Source organism: Melioribacteraceae bacterium 4301-Me (assembly GCA_041538185.1).
Lineage (GTDB): Bacteria > Bacteroidota > Ignavibacteria > Ignavibacteriales > Melioribacteraceae > Pyranulibacter > Pyranulibacter aquaticus.
The window spans coordinates 1-11,940 of sequence record JBGORM010000005.1 but is presented as its reverse complement, the minus strand read 5'-3'; the positions used below and the strand labels follow the sequence as shown (position 1 = coordinate 11,940).

Annotated in this window: 14 protein-coding genes; 9 read left to right on the top strand and 5 right to left on the bottom strand. The window is 32.4% G+C overall.

The annotated features are described in order from the left end of the window. The first annotated feature begins 6 nt into the window (after positions 1-6). Positions 7-594: a Holliday junction branch migration protein RuvA gene (ruvA, locus tag ABRY23_09335; GenBank protein ID MFA3783251.1), complete on the top strand. Its 588-nt coding sequence runs from the start codon at positions 7-9 to the stop codon at positions 592-594. 37 nt (positions 595-631) lie between these two features. On the opposite strand, the gene ABRY23_09330 is transcribed toward ruvA, so the two are convergent. From ABRY23_09330 to ABRY23_09310, 5 genes are all read right to left on the bottom strand, one after another. Further along, positions 632-1,345, bottom strand: a complete 714-nt coding sequence (locus tag ABRY23_09330) for a uracil-DNA glycosylase family protein (protein MFA3783250.1) — start codon at positions 1,343-1,345, stop codon at positions 632-634. After that, positions 1,314-2,453: a saccharopine dehydrogenase C-terminal domain-containing protein gene (locus ABRY23_09325; protein MFA3783249.1), complete on the bottom strand. Its 1,140-nt coding sequence runs from the start codon at positions 2,451-2,453 to the stop codon at positions 1,314-1,316. Before ABRY23_09325 ends, ABRY23_09330 begins: the two co-directional genes overlap by 32 nt. 63 nt (positions 2,454-2,516) lie before the next feature. Further along, positions 2,517-3,269 carry a sulfite exporter TauE/SafE family protein gene (locus ABRY23_09320; GenBank protein ID MFA3783248.1) on the bottom strand — a complete coding sequence of 251 codons (753 nt, stop codon included), beginning with the start codon at positions 3,267-3,269 and terminating at the stop codon, positions 2,517-2,519. Between the two features lie 85 nt (positions 3,270-3,354). Next, positions 3,355-4,608, bottom strand: a complete 1,254-nt coding sequence (locus ABRY23_09315) for a hypothetical protein (protein ID MFA3783247.1) — start codon at positions 4,606-4,608, stop codon at positions 3,355-3,357. A gap of 5 nt (positions 4,609-4,613) precedes the next feature. After that, complete coding sequence (locus ABRY23_09310; protein MFA3783246.1) at positions 4,614-5,060, bottom strand: hypothetical protein; 447 nt, start codon at positions 5,058-5,060, stop codon at positions 4,614-4,616. Positions 5,061-5,397: 337 nt separating this feature from the next. Here ABRY23_09310 and ABRY23_09305 point away from each other — a divergent pair, with 337 nt between their 5' ends. The 8 genes from ABRY23_09305 to ABRY23_09270 all read left to right on the top strand — a co-directional run bounded on the left by ABRY23_09305 (position 5,398) and on the right by ABRY23_09270 (position 11,875). Continuing rightward, the gene (locus tag ABRY23_09305) at positions 5,398-6,792 is read left to right on the top strand and encodes an aminopeptidase P family protein (GenBank protein ID MFA3783245.1); all 1,395 of its coding nucleotides are present in this window, start codon (positions 5,398-5,400) and stop codon (positions 6,790-6,792) included. 32 nt (positions 6,793-6,824) lie between these two features. Beyond that, on the top strand, positions 6,825-7,877 hold the full coding sequence (locus ABRY23_09300; GenBank protein ID MFA3783244.1) for a proline racemase family protein: 1,053 nt from the start codon (positions 6,825-6,827) through the stop codon (positions 7,875-7,877). Positions 7,878-8,013: 136 nt separating this feature from the next. Further along, positions 8,014-8,232: a hypothetical protein gene (locus tag ABRY23_09295; GenBank protein ID MFA3783243.1), complete on the top strand. Its 219-nt coding sequence runs from the start codon at positions 8,014-8,016 to the stop codon at positions 8,230-8,232. A 28-nt stretch (positions 8,233-8,260) separates the two neighbouring features. Next, a complete protein-coding gene (locus ABRY23_09290) occupies positions 8,261-9,541 on the top strand; it encodes a peptide MFS transporter (protein MFA3783242.1) in 1,281 nt (426 codons plus the stop codon). A 4-nt stretch (positions 9,542-9,545) separates the two neighbouring features. Continuing rightward, positions 9,546-10,493: a proline dehydrogenase family protein gene (locus ABRY23_09285; protein ID MFA3783241.1), complete on the top strand. Its 948-nt coding sequence runs from the start codon at positions 9,546-9,548 to the stop codon at positions 10,491-10,493. A gap of 46 nt (positions 10,494-10,539) precedes the next feature. Then, the gene (locus tag ABRY23_09280; GenBank protein ID MFA3783240.1) at positions 10,540-11,427 is read left to right on the top strand and encodes a dihydrodipicolinate synthase family protein; all 888 of its coding nucleotides are present in this window, start codon (positions 10,540-10,542) and stop codon (positions 11,425-11,427) included. A 3-nt stretch (positions 11,428-11,430) separates the two neighbouring features. Continuing rightward, positions 11,431-11,556, top strand: a complete 126-nt coding sequence (locus tag ABRY23_09275) for a hypothetical protein (GenBank protein MFA3783239.1) — start codon at positions 11,431-11,433, stop codon at positions 11,554-11,556. After that, on the top strand, positions 11,522-11,875 hold the full coding sequence (locus tag ABRY23_09270) for a four helix bundle protein (protein MFA3783238.1): 354 nt from the start codon (positions 11,522-11,524) through the stop codon (positions 11,873-11,875). Before ABRY23_09275 ends, ABRY23_09270 begins: the two co-directional genes overlap by 35 nt. The last annotated feature ends 65 nt before the right edge of the window (positions 11,876-11,940 follow it).

The window sequence follows — 11,940 nt, the reverse complement described above, 5'->3', positions numbered from 1 at the left end:
ATTAATATGATTGGATATCTAAGCGGAAAGATAGTTTCAAAAAAACCAACAAAAATTATTTTAGATGTAAATGGTGTTGGTTACCTTGTTAATATTTCTATTTCTACTTTTCAGAAATTAGCTGAAAAGCAAGAAGCTTCACTTTATACTTTTCTTGCATTAAAAGAAAATTCACTGGAACTTTATGGCTTCTATACATTAGATGAAAAAGAAATGTTTGAAATGCTTATCTCTGTGAGCGGTATCGGTCCTAAAATTGCACAAAGTATTTTATCCGGAATAGAAATAGAAGAACTGCAAGAGGCATTGAGGATGAATAATTTAGCTCGTTTGACAGCTATACCAGGTATCGGTAAAAAGACGGCAGAACGTTTATTAGTAGAATTGCGCGATAAAGTTGAATCGTTTGCTGAAAAAACTGATTTTATTTCGAAAGGAAGTTCTAACTTAAAAATCGATGCTGTTAATGCGTTGATTAATTTGGGCTACAATTTGAAAATTGCCGAACGAGCAGTTAGAGCAGTTTTAGATAAAAATCCATCCATAGCTATAGAAGATTTAATTAAAGAAGCATTAGCAAGTATGAGCAGATAGTAATCTTTAACTCACATTTTTCACTGAAAAATTTGGATTAAAAACTATTGAGGCATTCTAAATATTTAGAAATGTATTTGCCGATAAATTTTTGCCTATATTGCATTATGTAACGAGGATGTTCTAAGGTAATAATTTCTTTGAAAAGTAAAAGCTCATCATTAATTTCTTTTAGGAATTTTGTGTTTTTCTTACCAAGACTAATCACAAAATCGTTTTTTGCGCCGAACTGGAATTGTTTTTTAAGAAAATATTTAATTTCATCTTTTAATGCAAAGTATAGTTCCTTGTTATCATAGTAATTATAATTTACCCCATCTTTTATTAAAGCTAATGGATATAATGCTGAGATGTAAAATTTAGAATAAAACAATTCTGGTCCACCGAATTTTTCAATAACTTTGTAAATAAATCTACTTGAAAGTTCGAGCTTTTTAGGAAAGGGATTTTTTATGCCACAGTTTTCTTCAAGCCTAATTGGGTCAGTAAATGGGATTCCTGTTATTCCCCCGCCAAATCTGCCAGGATTTATTCCTAAGATAAAAATTCTGTTGTTAGTATCGTTGTAAAATTTATAAAAAAAATTGCAGATGATTTTTTGTACTTCTCTAGTTCTGTATGGATTCATAACTTCGGTAGAATGTGGAAGTTTTTTGGGGCTATTTAGATTTACAAAAAAATTTATAGCAAGACTGGCAAAGGTTTTTTCTTTATTTAACTTATATCTGGAATTCTTCGTAATTTCTTTCAATTGAAATACCTTTTTGTTTTAATCCAGATAATATAAATTCACTTGCTTTTTCATCCTTGCCTAATATTTCGGGTGGAAAAATTCCTTTTTTGGAGAAAATTCCAGAAGCAATTAATCTAACACACATTGAAGCCATAAATCCTGTTGTTCTTGCCATTGAATGAGTTTTTGTTTGTTCATCAAATTTGTCTAACAAATCGTACGTGAGTTTTATTTTTGCCCTGTTATTCTTTCCTTCTACAATTACTCTTAAAATGGTAAAATCTCTATCATTCTTGCCAAGTGCTAAAGACTTGGATAGAACTTTTGCAGTAATTTCGAATGGGGAAACAGCAACTCCTTTAATCATAAATTCTTCTTTGTCTAAAAATCCCGCATCTTTTAAGAGTAATATTTTTTCTGCGTGACCTGGGTAACGGAGAGTTTTCTCTTTCATATTTTTTGCTTTTGTAGTGGTTATCAATGTCCTTAAGCCATCGCTGTTGAAAGCTTCTAACAAGCCTGCACCAGCAAATTCTATTTGTTCTATATCACTGAGAGGCGGCTTAATTTTAAGTTTGCCGTTTTCAATTAATCTTACAGGACGAACGTATTCTTCTAATAAGTCTGTTACAGAAAAAACTGTTTTGTACTTTAATCTATTATCTGGGTTAAGTGGTAAGCCGCCTACAAATATTTGAATATTTTCTATGTAAGAAATTTTTGAAACTGCTCTGCCAATTAACAAATTGCTTATTCCTGGCGATACACCACAGTCAACTAAAGCGGTAATATTATTTTGTTTTGCTAATTCATCAATGGTAAAGGGGTCTTCTTCATAAAAGGCTAAATCAACAACATTTTTCTTTGATTTAATAACTGTTTGGAAGGTAGCGTAGCCGATAAAACCTGGCAGAGCATTTACAATTATATCTTTATCCTTTATAATTTCTCTTACGTTGTGTTGAATTGATAAATCAATATTTATTTTATGAATTTTTGTGCCGAGTTTGTTTAGCAATTTTTGATTAATATCGGCGGCGGTGACTTCAAAGTTTTTTTCATTTGAAAGATCTGTTGCAATTGGTCCGCCTATTAATCCAGCTCCAAGTACGAGTATTTTATACATAATTATTTTTTCTGCTAAAAATATAAAACTATGGAATAAAATGTAGTGTAATCATATTGGTATTTATAATATTATACCTATTAACTTTAGAGCCATTATTAATATTGCGAGAATTATAATTACGCGTATAAATCTATCACCTTTTTTAACTGATATTTTAGCTGCCCACCAACCACCGGTTGCATTTCCAAGGGCGAGTATTAATCCCCAGTACCAATTAACGTTATGGTTAATAATAAAGATTATAAAAGCTGGTATTGTTAAAAAAAGTGCAATGAATACTTTGTGCATGTTAACATAAATAAGGCTAAATTTCATTGCTTTGTGAAGCACAATCATCAAGAGAAAACCAATCCCTACTTGAATAAATCCGCCATAAAAACCAATCAGCAAAAAGTAAATTATAGTTGAGGGGGTTAGCTTTTTGTCGGCATTATCAATTGTAATTGAATTTTTTGATTGAGGTAAAAGCATTGTGATTGTTACAGCAATCATTATTATTCCTAAAATTTTTTGGAATAATTCATCGCCAATTTTAACTGCGGTTATTGCTCCAATCACTGAACCTGGCAGAGTAAAGAGAGAGAGTTTTATGCTTAAATTGAACTGTTCGTACTTTTCTTTTTTAAATGAAGCAACGGCTGAGAGGTTTTGTAAAATAACCGCTATCCTATTAGTTCCATTTGCAGTTGCTGAATCTAATCCTAAGAATATTAATGCGGGCAATGTAAGAGCTGAACCGCCGCCTGCATTTACATTAATAAATGCAGCAATTAATCCAATAACAAAAAGACTTAAAATGTGTATGAATTCCACTATCTACCAGTCTAAATTAAAGAACATGAGTATTATTAAAGAGCCTATGCATTAAATACATTAATTTCTCTGTAACTCTTTGCTCTCATTGTTCTGTTGTTTTTTGGATTACTTTTTGATTTTTGTTTCTCCTGAACAAAGCAATAAAAAATGATAAAATCAATAAAGCAGCAATAATATAAATCCATATTGGGATGCCAGATGGCTCAACTTTTTCTTTCCATTGTGCAATTCTGTTTTCTATAGTATCTTTTTGTGCTTCGGTTAAAAGATTATTATTAATTAATAGCGGAACCCAAATTGGTTTTATTTTTCCGAACCAAACTGAATCCGTAAAAGTATCGAAGGTTTTTAGCGCTTCACTTTTTCTTCTAACAGAAAGGTTTTTTATTTCATCGTCTATGTAGTTTGATATGCTAACTGTAAATTCATCGCCATTGTTAAAGGCTAACAGAGGTATATCTTTACTTCTGAATTCTTTGTTAATCGAGGACCATATTTCCTCGTTTATTTTTTGATTCCACTGTTCGAACATGTTATCGATTAGACTAATTTCTCGTATTTTTTCTGATTTATTTAAGTATACTTCAGAAAGCTTAGAGCCGATCTTTTTCCATAAACCGGAAAACTCTTTATGTTGTTTCTTTATTTCATTAAGGTCATCTGGAGTTAAAGATGTGACACTAAGGAATTGTATGTTATCTGAGATTGCTCGTTCAATATTGTAAAACAAATTGCCTGAATCAATCTTGTTGAAAATATTTTGTTTTTCTGCATCGCTCATTGAAGAAGGCGCTTTCACAAAAGAGACAAGCAAACTATCAACTATGTTTCTTACAAGTTCGTCACGTTGGAGTAAATTTGCTCTTAATGTAGCTACAAGTTTTTGTAGTGATGCAATTGTTTGTTTATCTTTTTTTTGACTTAGTTGAAGTTCCTTTATCTGTAAAAGAAGACTTGCATTTTTTTCGTTTAATATTGTTATCCGGCTTTTTAATGTGTCAACTTGAGTTTTTAATTCAACAATTTGGCTGAAGTCACTTTTACGTAGCAATATAGCATTTTCAAGTTTTTCAATGGCTGAGTTATAACTTTCGGGGTATAAGCTTTTGTCAAGTAAATCTCTGCTGCTTGAAAATTCGATTTTTAGTTTTTCTAAATTGTCCTGCGCCCTTAAAACATCGTCAAACGATTTGGCATTTTTAAGCGAGTCTTCGATTTCTTTGTATTTAGTCTTAAAGTTCCTAACTTTTTCGTAGTCTGATTGTGAATAAGTTATTGAGCTGAGAAAAAGGACTAAAGTCAACAATACTATTGTTTGGTGAATATATCTGCTCATAGAAATTACCTCACTATTCCTTTGTTGTTCAACATATAAGTTTTTTCACCGTCAATTATTTCTATGTAAGAATTTCTTTGGTTCATTGCCGGAGATTTTAACCCCGCTTGGTTTATTAGTATTTGGTTTTCTAATTTCATCGAGCCTTCGTCAGATTTAAATATATACACATGCTTGAAGCCGGGGGAAGTAAAGTAATAAAAGCCTGCATCGTCTCTAATAAGTCTAATTTCTTTGTCCTTAACGTTTGTTGAATCGTTTGTTTCTAAAAAGAAGATTTGCTTAACATTAATTTTTGTGGAGTACCTGTTGATGTTTATAAAACCCTTTTGGTCAACTTTTTGAACATCTTCAATTGGCCAACCGTATCTTACAGGCTTTAAAGTTATTGAAGAGCAACTTAGCAAAATAAGAGAAATAAAAAGCATTGAGTAATTTTTAAGTGCAGCCATACATTTCTCATTTTTTTGTTGCAGTAACTTAATGAATTCGAATGTTATTTGTAATATCCTTTTTATAATATGTCTGTAAAATAATTGTAGATTTTAATGTGTAAAGAATATTAACTCTAAAGTTTATTAGGAATTGATTTTTCAGTGTAAGCCAAAACGTAAAATATTGTTTTTGCGAAATAAAATTTCTTAGTAAAAAATTAGGTCTAGTACTGTTGAGTTTATTACTCAATTGACAATAATTTTCATTAATTTAACTTTTAGTTCATATTTTTTGTTAGAGACTTAGAGGTATCTAGTAAGATTCTAATCATAAAATAATTAATGAGGTCAAAAAATGTTTGATAAAAAAATTTACATTAAACGAAGAGAGCAGCTAAAGAAGAAAATTAAAACCGGCTTAATTCTTTTCCCTGGCAACGATGAAGCACCGATGAATTACGCTGACAACACATACAAATACAGGCAGGATAGCACATTTCTTTATTACTTTGGTTTAGACCGAGCGGGACTTTTTGCAATAATTGATGCTGACGAAAACAAAGAAATAATTTTTGGGGACGATTTTACAGTTAACGATATTGTTTGGATGGGCAAACAACCAACTATAAAACAATTAGCAGCAAATGTAGGAGTTGCTAATATCTCTTCACTTTCCCAACTTGAATCGTTTATCAAAAAAGCAATTTCACAAGGAAGAAAAATTCATTATGTGCCTCAATACAGATATGACAATATGCTGAAACTTGAAAACCTTTTAGGAATAAATGCGAATGCGGTTAATAATTACGCCTCAATTGAACTAATTAAAGCAGTAGCTGATCAAAGAAGTATAAAATCTAATGAAGAATTAAAAGAAATCGAAAAAGCAATTGAAATTTCTTATGTGATGCAAACTACAGCTATGCAGCTTGCTCGTAATGGAATGGTTGAAAGAGAAATTGCGGGTTTTATTGAAGGCATAGCTCTTTCTATGGGAAATGGACTTTCGTTCCCAACTATTTTTTCTAAACATGGAGAAACTTTACATAATCATTCGTATAACAATATTTTAAAAAATGGTGATATTGTAGTAAACGATTCAGGTGTTGAATCTTTTAACCATTATTCAAGCGATATCACGAGGACCTTCCCTGTATCAGGTAAATTTACACAAAAGCAAAAAGAAATTTATCAAATAGTACTTGATGCACAATTAGCCGCAATTAAAACAGCTAAGCCAAAAATTACATGGCGGTCAGTTCATTTAAAATCAGCATTAGTAATTGCAGAAGGATTAAAAGCGCTCGGACTTATGAAAGGTGATATGAGAACAGCTGTAAACGAGGGTGCGCATGCTTTGTTTTACCCACATGGTTTAGGTCACTTGCTTGGTTTAGATGTTCATGATATGGAAAATTTTGGGGAACAATACACAGGTTATTCCACAAAAATTTTGAGGAGTGAACAGTTCGGATTGAAATCCCTTCGATACGGGAAAGAATTAATGCCGGGAGTTGTTTTAACTGTTGAACCAGGAATTTATTTCATACCAGAGTTAATCCATCAATGGGAAGCAGAAAAAAAGTTTGTTAAATACATTAACTACAATAAAGTTAAAAATTATATTGGCTTCGGCGGTATAAGAATTGAAGATGATATTGTAATAACTTCAAAAGGCTGCAGAGTATTAGGTGTTCCTATACCCAAGTCAATAGATGGAGTAGAAGCCATGTCCTCCGAAAAAATTTAATGTATAAACAAGTCGATCTTGATGGTAATTGAATGTCAACTACCTTTCGAATAAGAAAAATTGCTGAATGGATGCACCCTGAAGATTGGACTGAAATTGAAACTATTGATGTTCACACTGCAGGTGAACCACTTCGTATAATTTTAAGCGGATTACCAGAAATTAAAGGTTATACCATTCTGGAAAAACGCCAGTACATGAAGGAAAATTTAGATGATTTCAGAAAAGCATTAATGTGGGAGCCCAGAGGTCATGCCGATATGTACGGATGTGTTATTACTCCACCTGAAAGAAAAGATTCCAACTTTGGTGCTTTATTCCTCCATAATGAAGGGTACAGTACAATGTGTGGACATGGAATAATCGGCTTAACAAAAGTTGTTTTGGAAACTGGAATGATGGAAAAGAACTCGCCCGTTACTACTATTAAGATAGATACTCCTGCTGGACAAATTATTTCTTATGCAAAAATAGAAAATGATGAAATATCGTCTATCTACTTTCACAATGTTCCCTCTTTTGTTTTAATGAAAGATGAATTAATAAATGTGCCCGAAATAGGTAAAGTAAAGTTTGATGTAGCTTTTGGTGGTGCTTTTTATGTATTTGTAAAAGCTGAAGAAATTGGATTGAAGCTGGTACAAGAAAATGTAGATGAATTAATCCATAAAGGAATGCTTATAAAAAAAACAGTTATGAATAATTTTAAAATTGAACACCCTTTCGATAATGAATTGAGTTTTCTTTATGGAACAATCTTTTACGGTAAATCTTATTCAAATGAAGCTGATAGTAGAAACGTTTGCATCTTCGCAGATGGGGAAGTTGATAGAAGTCCAACCGGTACCGGCGTAAGTGCCCGCATGGCTTTGCATTATTTTGATAACGAAATAAAATTAAACCAGCCTATGATAATTGAAAGTATAATTGGTACTAAGTTTATTGGGAAAGCAGTTGCTGAAACGAAATTTGGTCCTTATAGAGCTGTAATACCAGAAATAGAAGGAAATGCTTTTATTACCGGCAAAAGCGTTTTTTATATCGATCCAAAAGATCCGTTAAAACACGGATTTTTAGTGAGATGATTATTTGCGATGATTCGACTCCTCGTCAGTAATTCCGAGCGGGGTCTGAGGAATGAAGAGAATGTAAAATGCTCTGAGGAAAGCTATTACACAAACGTAACAAACAATCTTGAAAGGAGACTTAAGGAACATGAGGATGGAGAGAAACAAAATTACACTGCTAAAAGATTGCCCGATTGAACTTGTCTACACTCATGAATTCTATAATCCAATAGAAGCAATAAGGGCAGAAAAGCAAATAAAAGGCTGGGTCACGAAAGAAAAAACATTAATAAACGGTGATTTTCAATTACCACATAACTATCTGAATGTGAAAATGAGATTTACTACAAAAACAACAAAAAAAATTGACTAAGTGAATTAACGAATAACCTGGAGCAACAATGTTCAAAAAACACCCAAAAGGAATTATAGTACTTTTTTTCACTGAAATGTGGGAGCGTTTTGGCTTCTATACACTTATGGCAATTTTAGTGCTTTATATGGAAAAGGAATTTAAATGGGATGATGCTACAAAAGGTAATTATTATGGTTGGTTTCTTGCCCTTGTTTATTTTATCCCAATTTTAGGTGGATGGCTGGGTGATAAAGTCTTGGGTAATTTTAATACAGTACGAATTGGTGCATGGGTCATGTCATTTGGATTCGCATTTCTGTTCCTTTCCTCTGCTAATGCTGTAACTCTATTTTTTATTGGATTGTTTTTAATAGCTTTTGGAACTGGCATTTTTAAGGTTAACATTGCAGTTTTGGTAGGCAATTTATATCACGATAAATTAGAATTAAAAGATGCTGGATTCAATATATATTATATGGGTGTAAACCTTGGGGCGGCAATAGCTCCCTTAGCTGCAACGTTATTATTTAATCTATTTGGAAATTATAATGTATCGTTTGCTGCAGCAGGTTTAGGGTTGTTAATTTGTATTATCATTTTTGAACTTGGCAAAAAAAACTTAATTGTTTTTGATTACAGAAAACAATCTTCTGCTGCTGAGATAAAAAATCAGAACTATAGAGAAATTCCTAAAGAAGAGTTTAAACAAAGAATAGCTACGCTTGTTATTTTATTCCTGATTGTCAGCTTTTTTTGGGTTGGATTTTATCAGAATGGATTTGCTTTAACACTCTTCGCAGAAAGATCAACAATAATTTCTAATATATTACGTCCGGAGACATATCAATTTTTTAACCCATTTTTTATTCTAACACTTACGCCATTGATGTTGGCATATTTTTCTAAATTAAATAAAGCAGGTAAGGAACCAGCAACGCCAGTAAAAATTTTAATAGGAATGTTTATAATGGGAATTGCAATGGCAATTATGATACCTGCTTCGCTGCTTGGGGGTAATTTAGACCAAAACAATATGTCGCCTTTATGGTTAATTTCAACATATCTTGTTGTTACTCTCGCTGAAATTTTAATTTCTCCATTAGGCTTATCGTTTGTAACAAAAGTAGCACCGCCTAAAATTCAAGGATTAATGATGGGAGGCTGGTTTGGTGCAACAGCACTCGGTAGTTACGGCTCTGGTTTCCTTGGCAAGTTTTACAGCGATTTTCAACATCATCAATATTTTTTAATTTTGACAGGTATTTTAACTGTTTCTGTAATTCTGTTGTTAATATTTATGAATAAACTAAAACGATTTGCAGGATAAATAAATGAGCATTTCAAGAAACATATTACTTAAAATGTCTGAAAGCACTTTTCTAAAAAAACACGTGCCAAATATTTGGTTCGTTCGCAAAGCCTTAAAAAGATTTATGCCAGGCGAGACTGAAGAAGCAGCTTTTATTGAGTCGAAAAAATTAGCTCTGCTCGGTATACCAACGGTATATACAAGATTAGGAGAAAATATAAAAAATCTTGATGAAGCTGATGAAGTAAAAAATCATTATTTGCAGCTGATTGACAAAATCAAATCACAAAATCTTGATATTGAAATTTCTCTTAAGCTAACTCAACTTGGCTTTGATATCTCAGAAGAAGAAACTTACAACAACTTCAAAGCTATAATAGGAAAAGCAAATGCAATCCTAAACAATACTGTTTTTGGGGAATCCACCACTTCGTGGATTGATATAGAAGGAAGTTTGTATACACAAAGAACCATCGACTTTTATAAAAGAATTAAATTTGAATTCGATAACGTTGGCTTATGTTTACAAGCCTACCTTTACAGAACAGAAAAAGACTTAAACGAACTAATCGATTTTCGCCCAATTATTCGTCTGGTGAAAGGAGCTTATAAAGAACCAGAAAATATTGCTTTCCCACAAAAAAGAGCTGTGGATGAAAATTATTTTAAGTTATCTCAAAGGCTTATGAAAGAAATTAAAGAGAAGAATATACGCTCAGCTTTTGCTACACATGATGAAAAGCTCATAGGAAAAATAATTAATGAAGCTAGAACAATTCATTTGCCAAAAGATAAACTTGAATTTCAAATGCTATACGGAATAAAACCGGAATTGCAAAAAGAACTTGCAAAAGATGGTTATAAAGTGAGGGTCCTAATTTCTTATGGAGCTTCATGGTACCCATGGTATATGAGGAGGCTTGCAGAACGCCCAGCAAATGTTTGGTTTGTTCTAAAAAATATTTTTTAAAACAAAAATTATTCGCGCATTAGTGGCTATTTATATAGGAAGAATAATGAAAAAACTTCACGGGATATTCCCTCCGATAACTACTCCGTTTGAAAATGATGAACTTTCGCTAAACAAACTTAAGTTCAATATTGAAAAATGGAATAAAACCGGATTAGCTGGATATGTGATAATGGGCTCTAACGGCGAAAGTGCATTTTTAACAAGGGAAGAGAAACTTAAACTTGTTGAAGCAGTAAGAGAATTTACACCCAGTGATAAAATCGTTATTGCAGGTACAGGCTCTGATTCAATAAAGGAAACTATATCACTTTCAAACGATGCAGCAAAACTTGGAGCAGATTTTGTCCTAATACTTACTCCGTCTTTTTATAAGTCTCAAATGAAACATGAAGCGTTTATAAAATATTTTTCTTCTATTGCCGACGCTTGTAAAGTGCCGGTGATAATTTATAACGTGCCGAAATTTACCGGCGTAGATATTGACGCGTTTACCGTCGCAAAACTTTCAGAACACAAAAATATAATCGGAATAAAAAATAGCTCGGAAAATATACGACAGACAATTGAATTCATCTCGAATACTGATGAATCTTTTTCTGTTTTGGTTGGAACGGCATCTGTTCTTTTTCCTGGTATATCTGCAGGTGCAAAGGGAGGAATTGTTGCACTCGCAAATATTGCCCCCAACCAGTGTGTGCAGATTCAAAAATTGATTGAGGAAAAAAAATTAAATGAAGCTATCGAACTTCAAAAAAAACTGATTCCAGTTAATTCCGCTGTTACAACTAAATACGGTGTACCGGGATTAAAAGCGGCAATGGATATGTTAGGGTATTTTGGCGGTGAACCTCGCGCACCGCTGTCACAATTAAATGATGCAGATAAAAAACATCTCGAACAAATATTGATTAACGCGCAATTGTTAAGTTAGAAAATGGAATGGTTATGGTTAAAGATAAAAGTAAAAAGGAAAAAGGAAAAAGGAAAAAGATGGGAGTTGGAATCTAAAAGTAGAAGAGAAAAATATGAAGGAAAACGAATTACAAACGAGGTTGTTTGATTTTACTGTTAGAGTATTAAAATTCCTGCCAACGTTACCGAAAACTCCAGAGTTTAATGTTATTAGGTATCAATTAGCAAAATGTTCTACTTCAGCCGGCGCTAATTATGAAGAAAGCCAAGCAGGCTCGTCAAAAGCCGATTTTAATAATAAAGTTAGAATTTCCTTAAAAGAAATGAGAGAATCTAATTACTGGCTGAGAATTATTAGCGCAATAATTAATGAGAAAAATCATGACGAAGAATTAGCTTATTTATGTGGTGAATCAAATGAGTTAAAGAAAATTCTTGGTTCTATTGTTTTCAAAACGAGTAAATAAGGAAAAAGGAAAAAGTAAAAAGGCAAAAGGAAAGAGATAAAAGTAAAAAGGCAAAAGGAAAGAGA